Source organism: Pseudomonas kitaguniensis, assembly GCF_009296165.1.
Lineage (GTDB): Bacteria > Pseudomonadota > Gammaproteobacteria > Pseudomonadales > Pseudomonadaceae > Aquipseudomonas > Aquipseudomonas kitaguniensis.
In genome coordinates this window covers 80,382-105,814 of the sequence record NZ_VUAZ01000019.1, presented here as the reverse complement: position 1 = coordinate 105,814, position 25,433 = coordinate 80,382, and the positions used below count along the sequence as shown (strand labels likewise).

Genomic DNA, 25,433 nt, shown 5'->3' with positions numbered 1-25,433 from the left:
GTCATCCTTTTCATGTGGGAAAACTCCGGCGTTCATATCGTAGAAAATTGATCCTAGCGCAATAATTCGGATTGGCAAGATAAAAGCACATATGATTTTTAGCGATTATTAAGAACGTAAAAAGTTTGAAAATAAAAGGCGATATATTCCTGGAAATAAAGTTACGGTGGTGGGGCGAGGGTTTGGAATGAGGAAATACGTGCGCCGGGATGCTACCGGTGGCTTGTTGATTTTGTGAGGGAACTGGCGCTTTTTGCCGTATTCATGACACTAGCTCTCATTTATCCGTATTAATCCATGGGACCAACGTGGGACAGGCCTCAAAAATTTCACCGGGCTACAGCCCTTGTATTCCGGGGGGGTAGAGAGAAAAATTGACGAGCGGGTGCTTTCGAGTCTCTCCTTCACCGCCACATTATGTAAACACAAACCCCTGATTCTCCTAGAGAAAGTCGGGGGTTTGTGGTTTTTTGCGTTCGAAAAACGGCCATACGGGGCAGATCGGTGGTTTTCTGGTTTATAAATTTGAGCCCGCACCTCATTGATCACAGTGCCTACGGTCAGCGTTCGCCGGGCTTTATTCACGCAGAGGCGATTATGGAAACAGGCTCTCACGCTCACGCGAGGGCTTTTTCCATGAGCCGTATCTACACCTACGGCGCAAAATGTCAAATTCGTCGACGTTTGGATTTTGGTTCCCACTGTTGAGTGTCCAAGTGTGCGGCGATAGCTTTACATCCTCCTCTCGATCTTAGTTTTTTGAATTGGAATAAACGTTATTCCAAATGCGTATTGCTGACTGTTAGTTTTGACAGTGATATGTTTTTTTTAAGGTGGATAAGTTGTATCTCCGATTTTATTTTTTTGGAGGCGTTATGAAAATTTGGGCATGCGCGAATTTTTTTAGAGCCATTCAGGGTGCGCCGGTTTTCAAGGTTTCAAAGGTAATGCAGTCAGATGCGCAACCTGCGGATAGTGAATTCACCAAGGACTTACGGCTTCCACTATTCGCCGCCGCACTATTTGTACTCGCAATAAACTCTGGCATTCCCCGTCAAGCCTATGGTGCAGTGTTCCTACAAACGAATGAGGATATTAAAGATGAGCACTATAATTTGTGCAAGAACCAGCTTGGGCCCCAGTTGACGAGGAAACAGGCTGCTAATCTAGATGCAAATTGCAAGGATATAGTAAAGTCTCTACGGGAACTCCAACGCGAGAAGGACGAAGCGGACCTGGCCGGGCAGGTGCAGTCGCGGTGATATAAGACCCACAAAATTGAGCTACCCTTAACCAGTGAAAATAAGCAGCACTGCCCCTATAAGATTACTTGTAGAGACAGTGGTGGCTTATTTACGGAAGGTCTGGAGTATCCCCCGATTCTCCGTCTGCTTTTTTAGTCTCTACGGCCAATGCGAAAGCCACCTATGTGCAGTGCTCGGAGAGTGGTACTCGTGCAATTCACGGCACACCCCGCGAGGTGACAACGGCTAAAAGCGTAGAGGCCCGGACTAGAGTCGTCAAAAAAGAAAAGCGCGGATTTTGGTGTGTTTTCAAAAACTGAGTGTCACATAACGGCAGTGAGAAACGAGCGAGCTGATGAGCATGGCGAATAGGGCTGTAGTACCTGCGGTGCAAGGGCTTCAGTAATTTAGAGAGTCAGATTTTCGAGCTTCATACGGTTTTGTGAGAAAAATTAACTGATGAGAACACCCCGCCAGCCCAGATCGACCAAGCAGTAAAGTAATCAGATGGGGATCTAGTTTGATGCTATACCTATCAATGCTAGTTATCGGTTTCTAAGCCGGACGATACAATCTAATGAGGAAAGAGCCATGACATCGGGAAAAATAGGTTTAGATTTAGATTTAGATTTAGATGGAATAGATCCTAAAGATATTGAGCTTGTAATGTCGCAGACGGGTGCGTCTCTAGAAAAAGTCATAGCGGCGCTGCGACGTAATCAAAACGATATAGTTAATGCTATTCTGGAGCTGACTCTGTAATTTTGGCTTAAGTATGTCTCTTATCTTTACAAACTGTTGTTTGTGCAATCCTCCGCTCCATCCGTCTGTTTTTAAGTCTCTATGCCTAAAGGCGAAATGGCGGAAGCAACCTATGGGCAGCGCTTGAAAAATAGTACTTATACGCTTTGGAATAGAAGGGTTGACGTGACAATCCTGCAGGGGCTACGGGCAGTATTAGTGGCTCGTCGTCCTGGGCAGGGAACGGTTAAAGAAATGTCGGCTGAACACAGGTAGGAAGAAAATAAAAGTGATTTTCAGGTGGGGGTCGAAAGCTGGTAATAAAGGTCAGGAATGCAAAATAAGGGTTATAAATACGCTAGGCCCCTTGTAAACACTGGGCTTGGTTTCCGACCGTTTCGCGGTGAGGAAAGGTATGCGATAAAGTTAGGAATTAAAGTACATATAAATCAATGGCTTGATTTTTTTTGCTCTGACCTGTATTGAAAAGCTCTACGGCTGGCTCCCGTAGATTCGGCCAAATCAGACAGTGATTTTTAAGAATTTTCTTAAAGGATCTCACCACTGACCTTGCTACGCTTGAAAGTGAAAGCCATGTTGGAAACGCGGCTATTCATAGACTTTAATCACGCGTGAAAGGAACCACGACCTTGCCTATGATCGACAGTAAACCGCTCAAACCCGCCAGTGATGCCTATCAGTTAGCCCGCCACGCCTGGGATGACTCCATATCAGCGCTGGCCAAGGCTAATGCCGTCGAGACGCCGCCGCTGGAGATGCAACGGTTGCACGACGATGCGCGGCAAACGCTGGAGGCGGTATTTGCAGCAGGTGCTGAACTGGCTGAGGAAGTGGCAAATGCCATCGGCCGAGCCGAGCGCGCCGCGAGGGAGTGACCTGCAGCATTTCCAATCGCTGGTCGCCCGCGCCACGAATCATATTGGGCAAACGGGCAGGTTCATTTACAGCGCATCACCCCCCAATATCGTATAAACGAACCCCTGGTTTCGTGAGAAATCAGGGGTTTTGTATTTATGGATTTTGAAAGTTTGCGGTTTTTAGATCACTCGCGGGGCATATCCATCCGCCGCGCAATGACATCGAGCAAGTCGCACCCGTCGCGCAGGGGGACTGAGCAGAGCAACGCGAAATCGCTGAGTACAACGGCATCAGTACTTATTTCACTGCGCAGTGCAAGGTTCTCAAGGACTTGGGTGACCGCCCGAAGCCTGCAAGTAGCTGCGTCGAGGAGTATTTCCAGTGGCACGGTGGTGTCGATAAAAAGGGCAGGGGTGGCGCTGTCGTTGCTGGTCAGGGCGATGTATTGATTCATATGTGGAGCTCCGGCTGTCGAAGGATAGCAACCACACATTTGTCGCCAAACAAAAGGTGGCAGCTGTACGCAGGTTGGCGAACCGGGACAATCGGAAAACCGGCAGACCCGAAGGTCTCCCGCGCACAGCTACCGTTGAGCAGCTTATTGCGTGCAGAAGCATCCCGCAAACATGCGTAGACGTTTCTGTCGATTGTCGTCGAGTCGCCAAACCCGATCGCCTTGTGGGCGACCGCGTGACTATAGGCTCGGCAATTTTGAAGCGACAGGCCGACGCTTCCGAATGGAGTGTAGGACGTTGCCCAAATCTGCTTGTTTGACGCGTTCCCAGCCTCAATGACGATGCCGATGATGCACATCCGGAAAATGCGCATGGCTATGCCGTATCACGCTGTGTACATGCACATGGCTATGCGGCTCTGCCGAATCCCACTCAAACCCATGCTCATGTTGATGGTGTTCATCGTGCACATGCCGATGCGCGTGCTCCGTCGCCTCGTGTTGATGCTCATGCGCGTGGCGTTCCGTCAGGTGCAGCCACACGCCCACGGCCATCAACGCCGAAGCAATCCAGAACGCGACGGTCACCGACTCGCCGAACGCCAGCAACGCCACCGCCGCACCGAGGAACGGTGCTGTCGAGAAGTACGCCCCCGTGCGCGCACTGCCCAGCCCGCGTAACGCCAACACAAACATGACCAGGCTGATGCCATACCCCAGAAACCCGACCAACAGGATAGGCGCCCACTGCGCCACTCCTGGAATCTGCGCGCCGAGGTACAGCGCCAAACTGCAATTGACCAACCCTGCAATCAAGCCTTTGGCGCCAGCGATAAACAGCGCGTCGCCGGCGGACACTTTGCGCGTGAGGTTGTTATCAATCCCCCAGCACACACAGGCCAGCGCGACGGCAAACGGCCCGGTCCAATCTTGGTCGGTTCCGCCGCCGTCGGACCACGACAACACCACGCCGCCGAGCACGATGGCGAGCATCCCGAGGACGATTCGCCGGTCGGCGTTTTCTTTAAACACCAGCCAGGCGATTACGGCGGTCAGTACCGATTCAAGGTTGAGCATCAGGGAGGCGGTCGCGCCAGCGGTGCGGGTCAGGCCGAACATCAACGCGACCGGCCCGAGGATGCCGCCGAACGCGATGGCACCGAGCAGCCAGGGCCATTCAGAAGGTGTCAGTCCGGTTGGTTTCCAGCCGCGATCACGCAAAAGGCGTACGCAGGCGAGGCCGATGCCGCTGCCGAGGTAGAGCAGGCCGGCGAGTAGCACGGGCGAGAGGCTCAGGCCGAGGCTTTTGGCGAGCGGGGTGCTGGCGCCGAACAGGGCGGCGGCGGCGAGTGCGTAAAGAATACTGAGGTTCATGGGCCGTCCTCGAAAGTCTGGCCCATGATACGTCGCTTGCCAGGGTCAGCGCCCTGGCAAGCTCACACTTATTGCGCGGTTTTCAGCTTGATCACGTCACCCGAGATCTTGGTGGTGTAACCGCTCAGCACCCAAGCCCAGAACCAGTTTTCCTGTACTTGGGTGTTGATCAGCGCGTCGCCGCCTTTGGCCTTGATGGCTGCAGTCTGGGCGCGTACGAAACGGCTGTTCTGGCCGATCGGGATAATCCCGAACAGCATGATGCCGGTGGCGCTGGCTTCACTGTGGCCCAGAACGGTGTATTGGCTGCTGTCGTACTGCGGGGATTTGATGGCGGTGCCGGTGCAGCCTGCGAGGGTGAAACCAAGAACGGCTGCTGCAACCACTTTACTGACGTACTTCACGGGGTAACTCCATGGGCAAAAATCGAGACTCAATTCTCGAAAGCGCGCCACTCTAATCGCCGCGCTGGCGGATTGAAATCACTTCCCCGCAATTTTCATCTTCAGGCTTGCACGTACACCCACGCGGTCAGCCCCGACGCCAGCGCCACCGACACGCGTTTGTAGTCCGAGACTTCGTAGGCATCCGCCGCCACAAGCTCCTCTTGATTGATCTGAAAGACCTTGCCTTCAACGCTGGCCGCCGGTTCGGTGGTGGGCGCGACGATAGGGTGGTGGGTTTTGCCGCTGGTGGCGAGCACCTCGGGGTCGGTGATTTCTACCCAGCTTTGCGAATAGCCGAGCATCGCGTCGTGTTGGCCGACCAGTTCGCGGCCGAAGTTGGCGAGTTGTACGGCTTTGTCTTGCAAGGTGCCGTAGGAAAACAACAGCACAGGAAATTGGGTGGAATGTTCCATAGGTAGTCCTTAAAAGGTCAGGCGAGTAAGTCTTCGTAGAAGGCGCCGTAGGGTTTGCTCGGGTGGGCGATCTGGATTTCCAGGATCCACAGCCCGGCATTCGGGCAGTGCTCAAACTGGCCGAGGTCGCCGCCGCGATGGATGGCGTGCGGGAAGTCGCTGACGCGGTGGCCTTTGATGTCGAGGTTCAGTTGCCAGCCCATGGCGTGCGCCTGCTCTTCGGCATAGCGGTAGAGTTCGAGGCCAGCGAGCTGGTGGTTTTTCCAGCGCGATTGTACGCGGTCGAAGAGTGCTTTGGCGGCGCTGGCGCAGGCGATCATTTGCGCGTCGTTGCCGGTGCTGAACGTGGCCCCGGCGTCACCTTCGTGGCCTTGCCACACGGCGCCCATGTCGATGAAAAAAATATCGTTTTCGCCGAGCACCGGGTCGCCTTCGGAGCGTTGCTTGAAGGTCTTGAGGGTATTGGCGCCGAATCGCACCAGCAATGGGTGCCAGATGCGCTGCATGTCGAGGTCGGCAAGCACGTGCTTGCCCAGCTCGCGCGCTTCGGATTCAAGCATGCCGGGGCGGATGCGCTGGGCGAGCTGTTCGATGGCTTGCCAGGTCATCGCTTGGGCGTAACGCATGGAGTCGATGGAGTAGGCGGCGCCCACGGCTTCTTTGGGTTGTGCAATCACCGGTATGTCCTCAAATCAGGCTGTGCTGGTCGTTATACCTTTTACTATATAGCGATGCGATGGCAGAGCCCAACTTGAAGATAACAGCGGTCAAGGTAATAGCGCCCTTGTGGTCTTTGCTGTTGTGGCGAGCAAGCCCGCTCGCCACGGGGGCGGGTTATGCGCTTAGAGGTGCAGCCATGCCAGGCTGCCGAGCACCACTGCAACGCCGCCGGCGGTGTATGACATGCGCTTCAACCATTCCTTGCGCGTCAGCAAGGTGATTGCCGCCAACGAAATCGCGATCTGAATCGCGGTCATCGCCTGCGCCCAGCGGTGGTGCTGGTGCAGCGCTTCTTCGGATTTCTCATCCCAGGCCTTTGAGGTGGCCTCAAGCTTCTCGGCTTGCTGGCGCACCTGTTCTTTCTGGCTCTTGTAGCGCTCAATCTCGTCCTTGTAATGCGCAGCATCAACCCCCGGAATATGCGTGGCCAACTCCGCCAGGTTTTGTCGGCTGGATTTGGCCTGGTAGTAGTTCCACTGGTTGGCGGCTTCGGTCTTGATGATGGCGGCGTTGTTTTTGTCCATCGCCGCTTCGCTTTCGGTGGAGCCGGCCTGGTAGCTAAGCATCGCGCCGAGGGTGGCCATCAGCGCGGTCATCACGGCAATGCGGCTGGCGAAATTGTCGCCCCGGCCGTGGGCATGTTCGGTGGTGTGTTCGATGTGTTTTTCGTGGGGGCTGGGGACTTCGAAGGCTTCGGACATGGGCGCGTCTACGAACGGAATGAGGGAGACTGATTCTTCACCAGCCAAGCTGTCTCAAACCTGTCCAGGCCTAGGCTTTTTTGATCAGTCGCGCATACACGGCGATGTTGATCACCACCACCACCGTTCCCAGCATCAATTGAATGTTCGGCGTCAGCCCGGCGGGATAAATCAGCGCGAGAAGGTAGTGCTCGATAAACCCGCCGCCATAGCCGTCTTGCCCGGCGAGGTGGCGAAAGAGGTTTTCCCAGCGGGTCAGCGGGCAGGGCAGGTGGAGCATTTCGACCGCAATGCCCCACGCCACCGCCGGTAGGTGCAGCCACAGCACTGGGCGCCACTTGAGCGCAAGCAAGCCGCCGAACAGCACGAACAGAATAAAACTCAAATGAAACAGCACCAGGCTGTCGGCGGCTAGACGGTAGAGCATCACAGGGCACTTCAAAAGGGCAGGCGCACAGTCTAAAGGGTTGCTTGCCGGTCAGCGTGGCCGTTATTGTGCTGAATCCTTTTTGTCTTCCGCTCAAGGTTTTGTTGTGATGAATGCACCGCGTACTGCAGTCGGTCCGATCAAGGCCGTGATTTTCGATATGGACGGGTTGTTGCTGGACACCGAAGGCATCTACACCGAAGTCACACAGATCATCGCCGAACGTTATGGTCGTACGTATGACTGGGGGATCAAGCAGCACATCATCGGCCGTGGCGCCCAGGACTTGGCCGAGTACGTGGTCAAGGCCCTGGATTTGCCGATCACGCCGGCTGAATTCCTCGAAATTCGTGAGCCGTTGATGAGCGAGCGGTTCCCCAAGGCGTTGGGCATGCCTGGCGCCGAAGCGCTGGTGCGCCACTTGAAGGCGCATAACATCCCCATCGCCGTGGGCACCAGCTCGTCGCGCAATTCGTTCGGCCACAAAACCACGTTACACCGCGAGTGGTTTAGCCTGTTCGGCACCATCGTCACCGCTGACGACCCGGAAGTCGGCGCCGCCAAACCCTCGCCGGACATCTTCCTGACCGCCGCGCGCCGCCTGGGCGTAGCGCCGCAGGATTGCCTGGTGTTCGAGGATTCGCCGTTCGGTGTAACCGCCGCGAAGGCCGCCAACATGACCGCCATCGCCGTGCCGGATGAAGCCATGGCCGACAGCAAGTATCACCACGCCGACCAGATCATCCGCAAACTCGCGGACTTTGATCTCGCAGCCTACGGCCTGCCGCCCCTGCGCTAAGGTGGAAGGGGGCTCGCGCCCCCTGTTGCCGTGCCGCCGGAAACCTGGGCGCTGAAACCGCCATCAATGGTCAGGCTGGCCCCGGTGATGTAACCAGCTTGCGGCCCTGTGGGAGCCGGGCTTGCTCGCGATGGCCGCGCCTCGGTTCAGCGCGGCCAACCGATGATCTTTTTCGGGCGTGGCGTGGCATAGGTCCTGATCTTCGACGTCGACAACCCCAACCGCACCAGCGATTCGGCAATGGTCACCGCCGCCGTCACGCCATCCACTACCGGCACGCCGGTGCGCTGGCGAATCTGTTCATCCAGCCCGGCCATGCCGCCGCAGCCCAGGCAGATTACCTCGGCCTTGTCCTCACGGATGGCCAGTTCCGCCTGGCGCACGATGGCTTCCATCGCGGCCAGCGGGTCTTCTTCCAGTTCCAGCACCGCCATGCCGCTGGCACGCACCGAGGCGCAGCGCTGGTACAGGCCGGCAAGTTTCAGGCGGTCCTCGATCAGCGGCACGGTGCGGTCCAGGGTGGTGACCACCGAATAGGCATGCCCCAGAAACATGGCGGTGCTGGCGGCGGCCTCGGTGATGTCCACCACCGGCACGTTCAGCAATTCCTGCAAACCTTCACGGCCGTGTTCGCCGTAACCTGCCTGAATCACCGCATCAAACGGCTGGTCGTAGGCCATCACCCGGTCCATCACCGCGATGGCCGCCAGGTAGCTTTCAAAATTGCCCTCTACCGATTCGGCGCCGAAGTACGGCGTGAGCCCGACAATTTCGGTGCCTGGCGAGGCCACGGCCCGGGCTTGCTGGGCGATGGTTTCGGTGATGGATTCAGTGGTGTTGACGTTGACCACGAGGATGCGCATGAACTGCCCCTGGTTAATTACTGGCGTTAGCTCACGCCTTGCTGATGATATTCCCGGCGTGCAACCCGCACTCCTTTTGCGTGGCTTCTTCCCACCACCAGCGGCCTTCGCGCTCGTGCTGGTTCGGCAGCACCGGGCGGGTGCAGGGCTCGCAGCCAATGCTGATAAAACCGCGCTCATGCAGGCTGTTATACGGCAGCTCCAGCATGCGGATGTAACCCCAGACTTCCTCGCTGGTCATCTGCGCCAGCGGGTTGAATTTGTACAGGGTGCGTTCCGCGGTCGAGAACGCCCTGTCGATTTCCAGCGCCGCCACCTGGCTGCGGGTGCCGGGGCTCTGGTCGCGGCGTTGGCCGGTGGCCCAGGCGCTCACGCCAGAGAGTTTGCGCCGCAGCGGCTCGATCTTGCGCACGCCGCAGCATTCGCCGTGGCCATCTTTATAGAAGCTGAACAGGCCCTTTTGCTTGACGAACGGTTCCAGTTTGCTTTGGTCCGGCGAAATCAATTCGATGTCGATCTTGTAGAACTCGCGCACCTGCTCGATAAACCGGTAGGTTTCCGGGTGCAGGCGGCCAGTGTCGAGGCTGAAGACTTTGACCTGCTTGTTCAGCTTCCAGGCCATGTCTACCAGCACCACGTCTTCGGCACCGCTGAAGGAAATCCACAGGTCATCGCCGAACTGGCTGAACGCCAGTTTGAGAATGTCCTGAGCGGATTTGTTGGCATAAGTCGCGGCGAGTTCAGCGACGTCGAAGGCTTGGTTCATCAGCACGGTTCCTGCAGGTCAGTGGCGCTTGGCGCTCTATAGGGGAACGATGGTATCAAAAACCGCCTTGCGTTGCGGTGGCGAGCTTGAATCGGCCGTTGGCCTGCAGGGGATGGAGTGGGGCTGAGGGTCTCATCGCGAGCAAGCCCCACATTTGAATGTGTCAAGCCTCTGCGAGCAGGCGCTCGTAAGGGATGCGCAGGCCGGCGTGCAGGCGTTTGATCATCGACACGCTCAGCTTGCGCTTGTGGTTCAGCACTTCGGAAACGCGCCCGCTCGTGCCTATAAACGGCTCCAGGTCACGCGCGGTAAGGCCTAATTGCTCCATGCGAAATTTAATCGCTTCCACCGGGTCCGACGCCGGCATTGGAAAGTGTTCCGCCTCGTACTTCTCAATGAGCACGGCAAGAATTTCCAGCTCGTCGCCCTCGGGTGAGCCGACGGCGGCTTCCCATAGCTGCTCCACGCGCGCCAGGGCAGCGGCCAGATCTTCTTGGGAATGAATCGGTTTGATGTTCATTACACGCTCTCCGCGTTGATCTGATCGTACTGGGCATGGGTGCCTACAAAACGTATGAACCCAAGTTGTCGCTGATAATCGATCGCTATGATGACTCGATACTTGTTGCCGCCCACGTTGAATACAACCCTGCCGCTTTTAAGAATGCTCGCGGTTCTGAGCGCGGCCTTGAGTGCTTGCGGTGTCGGGTAAAGGGCCTTTTCCAGGTGACGATACAGCTCAGCCAGCGGCGTTTTCGCATCCGCATAAGCGGGGTGGCTTTCCCAGAAAATTCGTAGGGTAGATAAAGCGATTATGCGCATCGCTGGTACCTCCCAATATGGGAGATAGTAGGTGTGGTTCGGAGGATATGCAATCCCGGAAATAATTTCTGACGAGTAGGCAGTCGCTTCATGTGATCCTTCACAGACGGCGGATGAACTGCCGGACGCTATCCCCCGGCTGATACTGCGTCCACCGCCGTTCTGATTCAGGCTTTTGCCAGTGTTCGGCTCAAGGTTGCACTGCCAATAAGCGCGGGGCGCTACAGGCTTTCCAACGTGTGTAACAACACGCGTACCTTGGTCAGCGACTCTTGATATTCCGCTTCCCACTGTGAGTCGGCCACAATCCCGCCGCCGCCCCAGCAACACACCTGCCCATCTTTGGCCAGCAGGCTGCGAATCGCGATGGAACTGTCCATCTCGCCGCGCACGTCCAGGTACACCAGCGAACCGCAGTACAACCCGCGTCGGGTCGGCTCCAGCTCGTCGATGATGTGCATCGCGCGAATCTTCGGGGCGCCCGTGATGGAGCCGCCGGGGAAGCTGCCGGCGATCAGGTCGAGCGCGTCTTTGTGGTCGGCCAACTCGCCGGTCACGCTGCTCACCAAGTGGTGCACGTTGGGGTAGCTTTCGAGGCTGAACAACTCCGGCACCTTCACCGAGCCCGTGCGGCAGGTGCGGCCGAGGTCGTTGCGCAGCAGGTCGACGATCATCAGGTTTTCTGCGCGATCCTTGGGGCTGGCCAGCAGTTCGGCGGCGTTGGCGGCGTCTTCTTCGGGCGTCAAGCCGCGCGGGCGAGTGCCTTTGATCGGCCGGGTTTCGACGTGGCGTTCGCTGATCTTGACGAAACGCTCTGGCGACAGGCTCAGCACCGCGCCGTCATCCGGCAGGCTTTGGAAGCCGGAAAACGGCGTAGGGCAGGCTTCACGCAGGGCGCAATAGGCGACCCATGGATCGCCGCTGTACGGCGCGCGAAAGCGCTGCGCGAAGTTGACTTGGTAACAATCGCCCGCCTGGATGTAGTTCTGGATGCGCACGATGGCTTGGCGGTAAGCCTCGGCAGTCAGGTCCGGGGCCATTGGGCCTTGCAGTTTAAACGTCGCGTGTGTGGCGACAACGCGCTGGCTGAACAACGCGATCAACCGTTGCCGTTGGCTGTCAGCCAGCGAGGGGTGAAACACCAGTTGGCTGGTCTGCGCCTGGTGATCGCTGACCAGCGCCCAAGCGTACAACCCAAAGCGCGCATCCGGCAGGTGCAAATCGTCTACGGCCGGGTGTGGCATTTGCTCCAGGTGCCGGCCAAAGTCGTAGCTCAGGTAGCCGATCAAGCCGCCGGCAAACGGAAGCTCGTAACCGGTGGGCAGCGCCGCTTCACCCAACTGCGTCAGGTTTTTGCGCAGTCGTTGCAGGAAATCACTTCCGCTTTCGTCAGGCGATACCGTCAACGTCGTTTCTGGCCACGCGCTCAGCAGGTCGTAACGCCCGCGCTCGGCAACCGGGCGGCCGCTGTCGAGCAGCACGGCGCCTGGGGCATGGCGAATCGTCGCAAAGTACTCTGCGGGGTTGGCCCGGTAGGGCAGCGGGTATACGGAACAGGTCGACATGCGGGGTGGATCAGCCGTTTACGTGGGGGAGGCGATTGTAGTCCCCCGAAGGGTTTGGTCCTAGAGCCCGCTCCCACATTGGATGGGTGTTCAGCCTTCAACCGGCGGGATGTGCCCGAACATCTCTTGCACAAAATTCACCCGTTCTTGCGCGGTCTCCGTCACGCCGGCGGCTTTCAATGCCTCCAGGCGCGCTTCCACCGCATGCGTGCGCAAGGTCAGGCCACAGTCGTTGGCGATTTGGATATTCAGCCCCGGCCGCGCATTCAGCTCAAGAATCAGCGGGCCTTTTTCCTGGTCCAACACCATGTCCACGCCGATATAACCGAGCCCGCACAGCTCGTAGCAACTGGCGGCGAGCTTCATGAAACCGTCCCAGTTGGGCAATTGCACGCCGTCCACCGCGTTGGTGGTGTCGGGGTGTTTGGTAATGATGCTGTTCAACCAGGTGCCGCGCAGGGTCAGGCCGGTGGCCAGGTCGACGCCCACGCCAATCGCGCCCTGGTGCAGGTTGGCCTTGCCGCCGGACTGGCGGGTCGGCAAGCGCAGCATGGCCATCACCGGGTAGCCCATCAGCACGATGATGCGGATGTCCGGCACGCCTTCGTAACTGATGCTCTTGAAGATCTGGTCGGGCACCACGCGGTATTCGATCAGCGCGCGGTCACGGTGGCCGCCCAACGAATACAAGCCGGTGAGGATGCTGGAAATCTGATGCTGGATTTCCTCGTGGGTCAGCAGTTTGCCCGACACCGTGCGATAGCGCCCCTCAAAACGGTCGGCGATCACCAGAATGCCGTCACCGCCAGCGCCTTGCGCCGGCTTGATCACGAAGTCGGTGCGGCCTTTGAGGATGTCTTCGAGCTTGTCGATTTCTTTTTCGGTAGAAATGATTCCGTACATTTCCGGCACATGGATGCCGGCCGCGATCGCCCGTTCCTTGGTGATGATCTTGTCATCCACAATCGGGTACAGGCTGCGCTTGTTGTACTTGAGCACATAATCGGCGTTACGCCGGTTGATGCCCATGATCCCCCGCGCTTCGAGGGCCTTCCAGGTCTTCCAGAAGCCGAACATTACTGGTCAGCCTTCAAGAAGGCTTTGAACCGCACCAGCTCGGTCAGGCGGTAGCCGCGATAACGCCCCATGGCCAGCATGAAACCCACCAGGATCAGCAGGATCGCCGGGAAGGTGAACACAAAGTAGATCAGTTCCGGCACGCTCATGATGATGTGCGCGAGCGATGCGGCGAACAGCGTACCAATCGCCACTTTCAGCGCATGGTTGGCGCCGCGCTCTTCCCAAGTGATCGACAGGCGTTCGATGGTCATGGTCAAAATCACCATCGGGAACAGCGCCACCGACAGCCCGCGCTCCAGGCCCAGCTTGTGGCTGAACAGGCTGATGGCCGCAATCAGCACCACCACGAAGGTCAGTACCACCGACAGCCTTGGCAACATCTGTAGCTTCAAGTGTTCCAGGTACGACCTGAGCGACAAGCCAAGCGCGGTAATAATCGTAAACAGCACTATCCCGAAGCCCAATTGCGTCTCGCGAAACGCCAGGGCAATCAGCACCGGAGTAAAGGTGCCCAGCGTCTGCAGGCCGATCAGGTTGCGCAGGATCAGAATCACCAGCACGCCAATCGGGATCATCACCATGATCATGAAGGTCTGCTGGGTTTGCAGCGGCAGGCCGTACAGCGAGTATTCGAGGAAGTTGGCGTCGGTGTTTTCGTCGGTCAGCTTGGCCAGGCGAATCGCGTTCATTTCGCTGTTGTTGAGGCTGAAGGTCACCATGGCTTTCTTGCCGCCGTCGACCGTGATCAGGTTTTCATCGCCGGTCCACCACAACAGGCGGTCTGACGGCAGGCCTTGCTCGCCGGTCTCCGGGTTGAAATACAGCCAGTCACTGCCATTAAAGCTGCGCAACCACAGTTCCGGGGTTTGCGGCTGGTCGGCGACCAAACGAATGGTGTGGACCTTTTCGACCGGCACATGCGCGATGGACAGCAGCAGCTCGACGATCTTGGCCTTGTGCGGTGTCGACGGGTCGCCCGCCAGCAGCAGTTTCACGTTGTCGTCGCTGAGGTTGTTGGTGCGCTTGATGGCTTCGGTGATAAAGGTTTCGACGTCGGCCGAGTGCTGGCGGATCGGCGCCAACAGGGCTTCGGCGGCGATTTTTTCGGGGCCTTCCACTGCGATGCTGTCACGGAAGGTCGGGCCTTTGATCTTGATCTTTTCGCCGCTGTAACGCTTGGTCAGCACCAGCCGGTAATACAGCGTCTGGTTGCCCTTGGCGCGGCGTGCCGACCAGGTGACCTTGCGGTTACCGTCGGTGCGGTTGACGCTCACGCCGTAATTGTTAGAGATGAAACTTTCATTGAGGCTAACGAAGTCGCGGCTCAGCGGCGGCACGAACATCGTGATTTTTACCGGGTCTTTGGGGTTGGCGACGAACTCGACCTTGGCGTCGATGTTCCACAGGTCGTCGGTGGCGTCCTCGGTGACGGGGATCCCCAGCACGAAAATCTGGTAGGCGGTGACCGAAATACCCAGCACCACCAAAATGGTGATGAGGATTTTCAGGTGCAGGGTCAGAGAGCGCATTCAGTTTACTCGGCGGTATGAGCGTCGGCGGCGCAGGCGGGTTTGCCCGCTGCGTATTTAAGACTGGGGTCAACCAGCGCATCAAAGCGTTTCAAGGCTTCGGAGCCGATCAGCAGCGGATATTGGAATGCGCTGCGGTCAGTCAAGTTCACTTCGATGCTGCGTAAAGCGCTGCCCATGCAAATGTCCAGGGCGATCACTGGGCGGGCGGTGTAGTTCTTGTCCTCATCGGGGTCGTAATCACCGGCGCGGCGCTTGATTTTGCTCACGCGTGCCAGGGGGCGTTCGATGGGGTGGGAATGGGCGGTGTCGATGGCCAGGTAAAAGCGTACCCAGGATTCGCCGTTGCGCTTGAACCGCTTGATGTCGCGGGCGCTTAACGACGCGGTTTTGGCGCCAGTGTCGAGTTTGGCCGCCACTTCCAGGTCGATGCCTGCCAGTTTGGCGTATTCGTTCAGGCCATACACGGTCTTCTCGGCGCCAACGCAGAGTGCCGGTAGCAGCGCCGGTATGGACAGTAGGCAAAACAGGGGGAAGGGCTTGAGTCTCATAGATCCCGGGGCAGTGCAGTGCGATGTTCCATTCATGGCGACTGGCATTGCTGCGCAATCTCTGGTGCGCCGGTTCATCAAATGATGTCAGGCAAAAGCGGCGGGCATTCTAACATGATGCTTTTTCGGCGCCAGCGCTGGCAGGCGGCCATGCCCGATTAAGTGCAGAAAGGGTTATTAGACGATTGTCGACAATGTGGATTTATTCTTTGACTATCGTGGGCTGATTGGCTAGTTTTTGTCGCGTTGCTTTTAAAGGTGTCGACAATATGCGGGTTCAGCTGCAAACCCCAGTGGTGGCGCAAGACGATTCGCAGACCATGTCAGAGAATGTCTTCCGGCGTATCCAGGCTGCCATCGTCAAGGGTGAGATCGCGCCCGGCAGCAAAATCTCCGAGCCGGAGCTGGCGCGCACCTACGGCATCAGTCGCGGCCCGTTGCGTGAGGCGATCCACCGCCTGGAAGGCCAGCGCCTGCTAGTGCGCGTGCCGCATGTGGGCGCACGCGTGGTGTCGCTGAGCCACGCCGAGCTTGTGGAGCTCTATGAAATTCGTGAATCCCTCGAAGGCATGGCCTGTCGCTTGGCCGCCGAGCGCATGACCGACGCCGAAATCGAAGAGCTGCGCCAAGTGCTGCACACCCATGAGCGCGACGAAGCTTTTCAGGCCGGCCTCGGCTACTACCAGCAAGAAGGCGATTTCGACTTCCATTACCGGATCATTCAGGGCGCCGGCAACCGCACGCTCACCCAAATGCTCTGCGGCGACCTGTACCAATTGGTGCGCATGTACCGCATCCAGTTTTCCGCCACACCTAATCGTCCCCGCCAGGCCTTTGCCGAGCATCACCGCATCCTTGACGCGATTGCCGACCGCGACGGTGAACTGGCCGAATTGTTGATGCGCCGCCATATCGGCGCTTCCAAACGCAATATCGCCCGTCATTTCCCAGGCGGCGCGCCTTCAACACGAGGTGAGTCATGAGTTCCAACAATAACAGCACTCCCGGCCAGCGTTTTCGTGACGCGGTCGCCAGCGAGCAACCGTTGCAAGTGGTCGGCGCGATCAACGCCAACCACGCGCTGCTGGCCAAGCGTGCCGGTTTCAAGGCGATCTACCTGTCGGGCGGCGGGGTGGCTGCCGGTTCCCTCGGCGTTCCGGATTTGGGCATCACCGGCCTGGATGACGTGCTGACCGACGTGCGCCGCATCACCGATGTGTGCGACCTGCCGCTGCTGGTGGACGTGGACACGGGCTTTGGCTCGTCGGCGTTCAACGTCGCGCGCACCGTCAAGTCGATGATCAAGTTCGGCGCCGCCGCTATCCACATCGAAGACCAGGTGGGCGCCAAGCGCTGCGGTCACCGCCCGAACAAAGAAATTGTGTCGCAACAGGAAATGGTCGACCGCATCAAGGCCGCTGTTGATGCACGCACCGATGACAGCTTTGTGATCATGGCGCGCACCGACGCACTGGCGGTCGAAGGGCTGGAGTCGGCGCTGGAACGTGCCGCCGCGTGCATCGAGGCTGGCGCCGATATGGTGTTTCCGGAAGCCATCACTGAGCTGGACATGTACAAACTGTTTGCCTCCCGCGTCAACGCGCCGATCCTGGCCAACATCACCGAGTTCGGCTCGACGCCGCTGTACACCGTTGACCAGTTGAAAGCGGCTGATGTTTCTATCGTGCTGTACCCGCTCTCGGCCTTCCGCGCCATGAACAAGGCCGCCGAGAATGTGTACACCGCGATTCGCCGCGACGGCACCCAACAGAACGTGATCGACACCATGCAAACGCGCATGGAGCTTTACGATCGTATCGACTACCACACCTTCGAGCAAAAGCTCGACGCGCTGTTCGCCGCGAAGAAGTAAACCTGCTCCCACACGCGGCTCCCTGAATAACCACAAAATTGGAGAAGAATGATGGCTGAAGCAAAAGTATTGAGTGGTGCCGGCCTGCGTGGTCAGGTGGCCGGGCAAACCGCGCTGTCTACCGTGGGCCAGGCGGGTGCCGGGCTGACCTACCGTGGCTATGACGTGCGCGAACTGGCTGCCGACGCACAGTTTGAAGAAGTCGCCTACCTGCTGCTCTACGGCGAACTGCCGAACAAGGCCGAACTGGCCGCCTACAGCAAAAAGCTCGGCGCATTGCGCGACCTGCCCCAAGCGCTGAAAGAGGTGCTGGAACGCATCCCTGCCGACGCCCACCCGATGGACGTGATGCGCACCGGTTGCTCGTTCCTGGGCAATATTGAGCCCGAGAAAGACTTCAGCCTGCAGCACGAGGTGACCGACCGCTTGCTCGCGGCCTTCCCGGCGATCATGTGCTACTGGTACCGCTTCAGCCACGACGGCAAACGCATTGATTGCGTGACCGACGAGCCAAGCCTCGGTGGCCACTTCCTGCACCTGTTGCACGGCAAAAAGCCGAGCGAGCTGCATGAAAAGGTCATGAACGTGTCGCTGATTCTTTACGCCGAACACGAATTCAACGCCTCGACCTTTACCGCCCGCGTGTGTGCTTCCACGCTGTCCGATTTGTACTCTTGCGTCACCGCTGCCATCGGTTCGCTGCGCGGCCCGCTGCACGGCGGCGCCAACGAAGCGGCGATGGCGATGATCGAGAAGTTTGATTCGCCGCAAGCCGCGGTCAAAGGCACCCTCGGCATGCTTGAGCGCAAAGACAAGATCATGGGCTTCGGCCATGCGATCTATAAAGACAACGACCCGCGTAATGAAGTGATCAAGGGCTGGGCCAAAAAGCTCGCTGACGAGGTGGGCGACAGCGTGTTGTTCCCGGTGTCCGAAGCCATCGACAAGACCATGTGGGAGCAGAAAAAGCTGTTCCCCAACGCTGACTTCTACCATGCCTCGGCGTACCACTTCATGGGCATCCCGACGCCGTTGTTCACGCCGATTTTTGTGTGCTCGCGCCTCACCGGCTGGGCTGCGCATGTGTTTGAGCAGCGCGCGAATAACCGCATCATCCGCCCAAGCGCCGAGTACATCGGCGTCGAGCAGCGCAAGTTCGTGCCAATCGAACGTCGCTGAAGACCGGCGATTCCAGGGTTGTAAACCCGGTCAACTGTGGGAGGGGGCTTGCTCCCACATTGGGATCGGTTTTCAACCTTGGATCAGTCGGCTCCCTGTACTTACCGTGACCGAGTCCTGACGATGAACACTGAATTTCGCAAACCGCTGCCCGGCAGCCGCCTGGATTTCTTCGACGCCCGTGCGGCAGTCGAGGCAATCAGCCCCGGCGCCTATGCCACCTTGCCTTACACCTCCCGCGTACTCGCGGAAAACCTCGTGCGCCGTTGCGACCCCGCCAGCCTCAACGCGTCGCTGAGCCAATTGATCGAGCGCAAGCGTGACCTCGACTTTCCGTGGTTCCCGGCGCGCGTGGTGTGCCACGACATCCTCGGCCAAACCGCGCTGGTTGACCTCGCCGGCCTGCGCGATGCCATCGCGTTGCAAGGTGGCGACCCGGCGCAGGTCAACCCGGTGGTGCCGACCCAACTGATCGTCGACCACTCGCTGGCCGTCGAAGCCGGTGGTTTTGACCCGGACGCCTTCGAGAAAAACCGTGCCATCGAAGACCGCCGCAACGAAGACCGTTTTCACTTTATCGAGTGGACCAAAAAGGCCTTCAAGAACGTCGACGTGATCCCGCCCGGCAACGGCATCATGCACCAGATCAACCTGGAGAAAATGTCCCCGGTGATTCAGGTGCGCGACGGCGTCGCCTTCCCGGATACCTGCGTCGGCACCGACAGCCACACGCCGCATGTGGACGCGTTGGGCGTGATCGCCATCGGCGTCGGCGGCCTTGAAGCTGAAAGCGTGATGCTCGGCCGCGCCTCGTGGATGCGCCTGCCGGAAATTGTCGGCGTCGAGCTGACGGGCAAGCTGCAACCGGGCATCACTGCCACCGACATGGTGCTGGCGCTGACCGAGTTCCTGCGTCAACAAAAAGTGGTGGGCGCGTGGCTGGAATTCTTCGGCGAAGGCGCGTCCAGGCTGACGCTGGGTGACCGTGCGACCATCTCCAACATGGCCCCGGAATACGGCGCCACGGCAGCGATGTTTTACATCGACCAGCAGACCATCACTTACCTCAAACTCACCGGTCGCGAAGACGAACAAGTCACCCTGGTCGAGCAATACGCACGCCACACCGGCCTGTGGGCGGACGACCTGAATGGCGCGCAGTACGAGCGCGGCCTGCGTTTCGACCTGTCCAGCGTCGTGCGCAACATGGCAGGCCCGAGCAACCCGCATGCGCGCGTGGCCACCAGCGATCTGGCGGCCAAAGGCATTTCCGGCCAGTGGGATGACGTGCCGGGGCAAATGCCCGATGGCGCAGTGATTATCGCGGCGATCACCAGTTGCACCAACACCAGCAACCCGCGCAACGTAATCGCCGCCGGCCTGTTGGCGCGCAACGCGAACCGGCTTGGGCTGGCGCGCAAACCGTGGGTCAAATCGTCGTTGGCGCCGGGTTCGAAAACCGTGGCCATGTACCTCGACGAAGCCGGGTTGACCACCGAGCTTGAGCAGTTGGGTTTTGGCGTGGTGGCGTTTGCCTGCACCACCTGCAACGGCATGTCCGGCGCACTCGACCCGGTGATCCAGCAAGAGATCATCGACCGCGACCTGTACGCCACCGCCGTGCTCTCGGGTAACCGCAACTTCGACGGCCGTATCCACCCGTATGCCAAGCAGGCGTTCCTCGCTTCGCCGCCACTGGTGGTGGCTTACGCGATTGCCGGCACCATCCGTTTCGACATCGAAAAAGACGTGCTGGGCCTGGACGCCAACGGAAAGGAAATCCGCCTGAAGGACATCTGGCCGAGCGACGAAGAGATCGACGCAGTGGTCAAGGCTTCGGTCAAGCCGGAGCAGTTTCGCAAGGTCTACATTCCGATGTTCGCGATCCACCCAGACACCGGCCCCAAAGTCGCGCCGCTGTACGACTGGCGCCCGCAAAGCACGTATATCCGCCGCCCGCCTTACTGGGAAGGCGCGCTGGCCGGTGCCCGGCCGCTCAAGGGCATGCGCCCGCTGGCGGTGCTGCCGGACAACATCACCACGGATCACTTGTCGCCGTCCAACGCGATCATGCTCGACAGCGCCGCCGGCGAATACCTGGCGAAGATGGGCTTGCCGGAAGTCGACTTCAACTCTTACGCAACTCACCGCGGTGACCACCTGACCGCGCAACGCGCAACCTTTGCCAACCCGAAACTGTTCAACGAAATGGTGGTTGAAAATGGCAAGGTCAAGCAGGGTTCACTGGCGCGTATCGAACCCGAAGGCCGGGTCACGCGGATGTGGGAAGCCATCGAAACCTACATGCAGCGCAAGCAGCCGCTGATCATCATTGCCGGCGCCGACTACGGCCAGGGCTCGTCGCGCGACTGGGCGGCCAAGGGCGTTCGCCTGGCCGGTGTGGAAGCGATTGCCGCCGAAGGCTTCGAGCGCATCCACCGCACCAACCTGGTGGGCATGGGCGTGTTGCCGCTGGAGTTTCTGCCGGGCACCGACCGTCACACCTTGCAGATTGATGGCAGTGAAACCTATGACGTGATCGGTGAACGCACGCCGGGTGCGACGCTGACGCTGGTGATCAACCGCAAGCACGGCGAGCGTGTCGACGTGCCGGTGACGTGCCGCCTGGACACCGCCGAAGAAGTGTCGATCTACGAGGCGGGTGGCGTGTTGCAACGTTTCGCCCAAGACTTCCTGGAATCGGCGGCAACCGCCTGAAGAGGATGACCATGGCACACGTAGCGCAAATCAAGATCCCCGCCACCTATATGCGTGGCGGCACCAGCAAGGGCGTGTTTTTCCGCCTGCAAGACTTGCCCGAATCGGCGCAGGTGCCAGGCGCCGCACGCGACGCCTTGCTGCTGCGCGTGATCGGCAGCCCAGACCCGTACGACAAGCAAATCGACGGCATGGGCGGCGCCACGTCCAGCACCAGCAAAAGCGTGATCGTGGCCAAAAGCACGCGCGCCGATCACGACGTGGACTACTTGTTTGGTCAGGTGTCGATCGACAAGCCGTTTGTGGACTGGAGCGGCAACTGCGGCAACCTGTCGGCGGCGGTCGGCTCGTTCGCCATCAGCGCCGGGTTGGTCGACCCGCGCGCGTGCCGCACAACGGCGTGGCGGTGGTGCGCGTGTGGCAGGCGAACATCGGCAAGACGATTATTGCCCACGTGCCGATCACCGACGGCGCGGTGCAGGAAACCGGCGACTTCGAACTCGACGGCGTGACCTTTGCGGCCGCCGAAGTGCAGCTGGAGTTCATCGACCCGGCCGCCGAAGAAGAGGGCGGCGGTGGTTCGATGTTCCCCACCGGCAACCTGATCGACGACCTCGAAGTGCCGGGTATCGGCACCTTCAAGGCGACGCTGATCAACGCGGGCATCCCGACGATTTTCATCAATGCCGAAGACCTCGGCTACACCGGCACCGAGCTGCAAGGCGCGATCAACAGTGATCCAAAAGCCCTGGCGATGTTTGAGACGGTGCGCGCCTATGGCGCATTGCGCATGGGCTTGATCAAGCATCTTGATGAAGCCGCCCAGCGCCAGCACACACCAAAGGTCGCGTTTGTGGCCAAGCCTTTGGACTACGTGGCATCGAGTGGCAAGGCGATCAAGGCCGGTGATATTGATGTGTTGGTGCGCGCGCTGTCGATGGGCAAGCTGCACCACGCGATGATGGGCACGGCGGCCGTGGCGATTGGCACGGCGGCGGCGATTTCCGGCACCTTGGTCAACCTCGCCGCTGGCGGTGTGGAACGCAGCGCGGTGCGTTTCGGGCATCCGTCCGGCACCTTGCGCGTGGGCGCTGAAGCCAGTCAGGTCGACGGCGAATGGGTGGTCAAGAAAGCCATCATGAGCCGCAGCGCGCGGGTGTTAATGGAAGGCTTTGTGCGTGTGCCCGGCGATTCATTCTAAAACCCACCGCCGCGCTGTTGTGGGAATGGGCTTGTGTGGGAGGGAGCCAGCCCCCTCCCACAAGTTTGAGTGGGGCCGGTAATACATAAGCAGGCGATCAGACCTGCCAACGCGTGATCAACCCTGAGCCTGAGGATTAAACCCAACCCTTTTGGAGTACTGCCATGAGCGCCAACGTCGACCAGAACAACCGACCCGACTACGACCAGGTTCTGCAGGACATCGCCGACTACGTCCTCAATTACCGCATCGAATCCCAGGCCGCATTGGACACTGCGCGCAACTGCCTGATGGACACCCTCGGCTGCGGCCTTCTGGCGTTGCGTTTTCCCGAGTGCACCAAGCACCTGGGGCCGATTGTAGAGGGCACGGTGGTGCCGTTCGGCGCGCGCGTGCCGGGCACCTCGTTGCGCCTGGACCCGGTAAAAGCTGCGTGGGACATCGGCTGCATCGTGCGCTGGCTTGACTACAACGACACCTGGCTCGCTGCCGAATGGGGCCACCCTTCGGATAACCTGGGCGGCATCCTCGCGGTGGCCGATCACCTGTCGCAGAAACGCGTGGCCAATGGCGATGCGCCGTTGACCATGCGCGCGGTGCTGGAAGCGATGATCATGGCCCATGAAATTCAGGGGGTGATTGCGCTGGAAAACTCGTTCAACCGCGTCGGCCTTGACCATGTGCTGCTGGTCAAAGTCGCTTCCACCGCCGTCACCGCCAAGCTGATGGGCGCCAACCGTGAGCAGTTGCTCGCGGCGTTGTCGCACGCGTTTGTCGATGGCCAGGCGCTGCGCACTTACCGCCATGCGCCGAACGCAGGTTCGCGCAAATCCTGGGCGGCGGGTGATGCATCGAGCCGTGGCGTGCGCCTGGCGGACATCGCGCTGCGCGGCGAGATGGGCATCCCAAGCGTGTTAAGCGCGCCACAATGGGGTTTTTATGACGTGCTGTTCAGCCACAGCAACAACGACCTGGCACTCAAGCCTGCGGACAAACGCGCGTTCAGCCTGTCCCAGCCGTACGGCACCTACGTGATGGAAAACGTGCTGTTCAAGATCAGCTTTCCCGCCGAATTCCACGCGCAAACCGCGTGCGAAGCGGCGGTGACCTTGCACCCGCTGGTCAAGCACCGCCTGGATGAAATCGAGCGCATCGTGATCACCACTCACGAGTCGGCGATTCGTATCATTTCCAAGGTTGGCCCACTGGCCAACGCCGCCGACCGCGATCATTGCCTGCAATACATGACCGCCGTGCCGCTGGCCTTCGGCAACCTGGTGGCGGAGCAGTACGAAGACGCGTTTCACGCCGCGCACCCGATCATTGATGTGTTGCGCGAGAAGATGGTTGTCGTTGAGGAGCCGCGCTACAGCCGTGAATACCTGGAAGCGGATAAGCGCTCGATCGCCAATGCGCTGCAGGTGTTTTTCAGCGACGGTACGAGCACCGAGCCAGTGGCAGTGGAATACCCGATTGGGCATCGGCGGCGGCGGGTGGACGGCATCCCGTTGCTGGAGGACAAGTTCAGGGCCAACCTGGCCACGCGGTTTACCGCCCAGCGCAGTGATGAGATTTTCGCGTTGTGCAAAGACCAGGCAACGCTTGAAGCGACTCCGGTGAACCGCTTCGTCGACCTGTTTGTGATCTGACAACCCCTAAAAAACTGATGTGGGTAGGAGGTTGTGTGGGAGGGAGCAAGCCCCTCCCACAAAAGCCTTATCTCACATTCGAATCGGGGTTGGCCTCAAGCAATCACATGCTGCCTTCAACATCATCCAAGCTGAACGTCTCGGTGTGGTCGTCATACGAGAAAATCTCCGCATAGCGCCCCCACGCCACCACGCTTTCGAGGGTTTTTTCGACGAACGCTTCGGTCATCGAGTCTTCCAGTTCCTGTTCGAAACGCACGCGTGGCGCGCGGTGCCCGCTGCGTTCGAGCAGTACCTGATGAATGCGCGCGGCCAATGGCACATGCTGGATCAGGTGCTCGGCGAACAGGGTTTTGCGCTCTTGGGTGCCGTAGTCGGCGAACAGTTTGCCGGCGTCGGTGAGGGTGATGTCGGCGCCCTTGAGTTCGGCGAAGCCCAGATGCTCAAGCATCTCCGCCACCGGAAACAGGTCGTCGACTTCCAGCAGGCGCCGTTCGGCCACAGTGGGTAAACCGGCGTGGCCGTTGTAGGGCTCGGCGGCGAGGGTTTCGATCAAACCGGCCATCAAGTTGGTCGAGACTTCCGGCAGCAGGCTGCCCATTTTCAGCTCGGGCAAACCCCGGCTCGCATCGGCGCTGCGCCGGTCGGTCATCAGCGCATAGATGTCGTCGACCATTTGCCGAAAGACCGGGTCGAGCCGGTTGCGCGGGTGTGCGAACGGCACTTTGATCTCGGCGACCACGCGGCCGGGGTTGGATGAGAGCACCAGAATGCGGTCGCACATCAGCACCGCTTCTTCGATGTTGTGGGTCACGATCAGGATCGACTTGATCGGCAGTTGTTTGCCGCTCCACAAGTCCAGCAAGTCGGTGCGCAGGGTTTCGGCGGTGAGCACGTCGAGGGCGGAGAAGGGTTCGTCCATCAGCAGCAATGTCGGGTTAACCACCAGGCCGCGGGCAAAGCCCACACGCTGCCGCATGCCGCCGGACAACTCGCGTGGGTAGGCGTTTTCAAAGCCGTCCAGGCCGATCAGGTCGATCGCCGCCAGGGCGCGCCGACGGGTTTCCTTGCGCTCGACTTGCAAGGCTTGCAGGCCAGCCTCTACGTTTTCGAGCACGGTCAGCCAGGGGAACAGCGCAAAGGTCTGGAACACCATGGCCACGCCTTCGGCTGGGCCGTTCAACGGCGCGCCGTTGTAAAGCACTTCGCCCGACGACGGCTGGATCAAGCCTGCAATGATGCGCAGCAGCGTGGATTTGCCGGACCCGGAGCGACCGAGCATGCCGACGATCTCGCCTTCGTGCAGGCTCAGGTCGACGCCGCTGAGTACTTGCAGTTCATCTTTGCCTTTGCCGAACACCCGGTTGACGTTTTTCAGCGAGTAGATTTCCGGCGTGGCGGCAGCGTGTGCGGTATAGGTATTCATCACGGCGAATCCC

At 59.3% G+C, this 25,433-nt stretch carries 25 protein-coding genes and 1 pseudogene; 10 read left to right on the top strand and 16 right to left on the bottom strand.

What is annotated here, in order from left to right:
- Window positions 1-875: 875 nt before the first annotated feature.
- The 3 genes from F0169_RS04165 to F0169_RS04160 all read left to right on the top strand — a co-directional run bounded on the left by F0169_RS04165 (window position 876) and on the right by F0169_RS04160 (window position 2,881).
- Window positions 876-1,262 carry a hypothetical protein gene (locus tag F0169_RS04165; protein WP_152745696.1) on the top strand — a complete coding sequence of 129 codons (387 nt, stop codon included), beginning with the start codon at window positions 876-878 and terminating at the stop codon, window positions 1,260-1,262.
- A 573-nt stretch (window positions 1,263-1,835) separates the two neighbouring features.
- A complete protein-coding gene (locus tag F0169_RS27310; RefSeq protein ID WP_172979323.1) occupies window positions 1,836-2,006 on the top strand; it encodes a UBA domain-containing protein in 171 nt (56 codons plus the stop codon).
- Window positions 2,007-2,635: 629 nt separating this feature from the next.
- A complete protein-coding gene (locus F0169_RS04160; protein WP_152745694.1) occupies window positions 2,636-2,881 on the top strand; it encodes a hypothetical protein in 246 nt (81 codons plus the stop codon).
- A 167-nt stretch (window positions 2,882-3,048) separates the two neighbouring features.
- On the opposite strand, the gene F0169_RS04155 is transcribed toward F0169_RS04160, so the two are convergent.
- The 7 genes from F0169_RS04155 to F0169_RS04125 all read right to left on the bottom strand — a co-directional run bounded on the left by F0169_RS04155 (window position 3,049) and on the right by F0169_RS04125 (window position 7,399).
- Window positions 3,049-3,318: a hypothetical protein gene (locus F0169_RS04155; protein WP_058412304.1), complete on the bottom strand. Its 270-nt coding sequence runs from the start codon at window positions 3,316-3,318 to the stop codon at window positions 3,049-3,051.
- 333 nt (window positions 3,319-3,651) lie between these two features.
- Complete coding sequence (locus F0169_RS04150) at window positions 3,652-4,692, bottom strand: DMT family transporter (RefSeq protein ID WP_152745692.1); 1,041 nt, start codon at window positions 4,690-4,692, stop codon at window positions 3,652-3,654.
- A gap of 68 nt (window positions 4,693-4,760) precedes the next feature.
- Window positions 4,761-5,096, bottom strand: a complete 336-nt coding sequence (locus F0169_RS04145) for a hypothetical protein (RefSeq protein ID WP_058412301.1) — start codon at window positions 5,094-5,096, stop codon at window positions 4,761-4,763.
- Between the two features lie 101 nt (window positions 5,097-5,197).
- A complete protein-coding gene (locus F0169_RS04140; RefSeq protein ID WP_152745690.1) occupies window positions 5,198-5,551 on the bottom strand; it encodes a gamma-glutamylcyclotransferase family protein in 354 nt (117 codons plus the stop codon).
- Between the two features lie 17 nt (window positions 5,552-5,568).
- Complete coding sequence (locus F0169_RS04135; protein ID WP_172979322.1) at window positions 5,569-6,228, bottom strand: M24 family metallopeptidase; 660 nt, start codon at window positions 6,226-6,228, stop codon at window positions 5,569-5,571.
- A gap of 165 nt (window positions 6,229-6,393) precedes the next feature.
- Window positions 6,394-6,972 carry a DUF4337 domain-containing protein gene (locus F0169_RS04130; RefSeq protein WP_058412298.1) on the bottom strand — a complete coding sequence of 193 codons (579 nt, stop codon included), beginning with the start codon at window positions 6,970-6,972 and terminating at the stop codon, window positions 6,394-6,396.
- 70 nt (window positions 6,973-7,042) lie between these two features.
- Window positions 7,043-7,399 carry a DUF2784 domain-containing protein gene (locus tag F0169_RS04125; RefSeq protein ID WP_058412297.1) on the bottom strand — a complete coding sequence of 119 codons (357 nt, stop codon included), beginning with the start codon at window positions 7,397-7,399 and terminating at the stop codon, window positions 7,043-7,045.
- 109 nt (window positions 7,400-7,508) lie between these two features.
- Here F0169_RS04125 and F0169_RS04120 point away from each other — a divergent pair, with 109 nt between their 5' ends.
- Window positions 7,509-8,198 carry an HAD-IA family hydrolase gene (locus F0169_RS04120; protein ID WP_152745688.1) on the top strand — a complete coding sequence of 230 codons (690 nt, stop codon included), beginning with the start codon at window positions 7,509-7,511 and terminating at the stop codon, window positions 8,196-8,198.
- A 146-nt stretch (window positions 8,199-8,344) separates the two neighbouring features.
- Here F0169_RS04120 and F0169_RS04115 read toward each other — a convergent pair whose 3' ends face one another.
- The 8 genes from F0169_RS04115 to rloA form a co-directional block, all read right to left on the bottom strand.
- Complete coding sequence (locus tag F0169_RS04115) at window positions 8,345-9,061, bottom strand: aspartate/glutamate racemase family protein (RefSeq protein WP_058412295.1); 717 nt, start codon at window positions 9,059-9,061, stop codon at window positions 8,345-8,347.
- A 31-nt stretch (window positions 9,062-9,092) separates the two neighbouring features.
- Window positions 9,093-9,827, bottom strand: coding sequence for a phosphoadenylyl-sulfate reductase (locus F0169_RS04110; protein ID WP_152745686.1), 735 nt, complete (start codon window positions 9,825-9,827; stop codon window positions 9,093-9,095).
- A gap of 163 nt (window positions 9,828-9,990) precedes the next feature.
- Entirely contained in the window at window positions 9,991-10,347 is a 357-nt protein-coding gene (locus tag F0169_RS04105) for a helix-turn-helix domain-containing protein (protein ID WP_058412293.1), read from the bottom strand.
- On the bottom strand, window positions 10,347-10,649 hold the full coding sequence (locus tag F0169_RS04100) for a type II toxin-antitoxin system HigB family toxin (RefSeq protein WP_152745684.1): 303 nt from the start codon (window positions 10,647-10,649) through the stop codon (window positions 10,347-10,349). The genes F0169_RS04105 and F0169_RS04100 overlap by 1 nt, the downstream gene beginning before the upstream one ends.
- A 221-nt stretch (window positions 10,650-10,870) precedes the next feature.
- The gene (gene pabB / locus F0169_RS04095) at window positions 10,871-12,214 is read right to left on the bottom strand and encodes an aminodeoxychorismate synthase component I (RefSeq protein WP_152745682.1); all 1,344 of its coding nucleotides are present in this window, start codon (window positions 12,212-12,214) and stop codon (window positions 10,871-10,873) included.
- A 90-nt stretch (window positions 12,215-12,304) separates the two neighbouring features.
- Entirely contained in the window at window positions 12,305-13,291 is a 987-nt protein-coding gene (locus F0169_RS04090; RefSeq protein WP_058412290.1) for an alpha-L-glutamate ligase-like protein, read from the bottom strand.
- Window positions 13,291-14,823 (bottom strand): osmotic stress tolerance membrane protein RloB, encoded by a 1,533-nt coding sequence (gene rloB, locus F0169_RS04085; protein ID WP_152745680.1) that lies wholly within the window; start codon window positions 14,821-14,823, stop codon window positions 13,291-13,293. The genes F0169_RS04090 and rloB overlap by 1 nt, the downstream gene beginning before the upstream one ends.
- Before the next feature lie 5 nt (window positions 14,824-14,828).
- Window positions 14,829-15,374 (bottom strand): retropepsin-like aspartic peptidase RloA, encoded by a 546-nt coding sequence (rloA, locus tag F0169_RS04080; RefSeq protein ID WP_099240710.1) that lies wholly within the window; start codon window positions 15,372-15,374, stop codon window positions 14,829-14,831.
- A gap of 269 nt (window positions 15,375-15,643) precedes the next feature.
- Here rloA and F0169_RS04075 point away from each other — a divergent pair, with 269 nt between their 5' ends.
- From F0169_RS04075 to prpD, 6 genes and pseudogenes are all read left to right on the top strand, one after another.
- The gene (locus tag F0169_RS04075; RefSeq protein ID WP_058412287.1) at window positions 15,644-16,357 is read left to right on the top strand and encodes a GntR family transcriptional regulator; all 714 of its coding nucleotides are present in this window, start codon (window positions 15,644-15,646) and stop codon (window positions 16,355-16,357) included.
- The gene (gene prpB, locus F0169_RS04070; protein WP_058412286.1) at window positions 16,354-17,247 is read left to right on the top strand and encodes a methylisocitrate lyase; all 894 of its coding nucleotides are present in this window, start codon (window positions 16,354-16,356) and stop codon (window positions 17,245-17,247) included. The genes F0169_RS04075 and prpB overlap by 4 nt, the downstream gene beginning before the upstream one ends.
- A gap of 51 nt (window positions 17,248-17,298) precedes the next feature.
- A complete protein-coding gene (gene prpC, locus F0169_RS04065) occupies window positions 17,299-18,426 on the top strand; it encodes a bifunctional 2-methylcitrate synthase/citrate synthase (protein ID WP_152745678.1) in 1,128 nt (375 codons plus the stop codon).
- A 123-nt stretch (window positions 18,427-18,549) separates the two neighbouring features.
- The gene (gene acnD / locus F0169_RS04060) at window positions 18,550-21,144 is read left to right on the top strand and encodes a Fe/S-dependent 2-methylisocitrate dehydratase AcnD (protein ID WP_152745676.1); all 2,595 of its coding nucleotides are present in this window, start codon (window positions 18,550-18,552) and stop codon (window positions 21,142-21,144) included.
- A gap of 11 nt (window positions 21,145-21,155) precedes the next feature.
- Window positions 21,156-22,345, top strand: a pseudogene (prpF, locus tag F0169_RS04055) (2-methylaconitate cis-trans isomerase PrpF).
- 164 nt (window positions 22,346-22,509) lie between these two features.
- Window positions 22,510-23,994 (top strand): 2-methylcitrate dehydratase, encoded by a 1,485-nt coding sequence (gene prpD / locus F0169_RS04050; RefSeq protein ID WP_152745674.1) that lies wholly within the window; start codon window positions 22,510-22,512, stop codon window positions 23,992-23,994.
- A 103-nt stretch (window positions 23,995-24,097) separates the two neighbouring features.
- Here prpD and F0169_RS04045 read toward each other — a convergent pair whose 3' ends face one another.
- Window positions 24,098-25,420, bottom strand: a complete 1,323-nt coding sequence (locus F0169_RS04045; protein ID WP_122249723.1) for an ABC transporter ATP-binding protein — start codon at window positions 25,418-25,420, stop codon at window positions 24,098-24,100.
- Window positions 25,421-25,433: the final 13 nt, after the last annotated feature.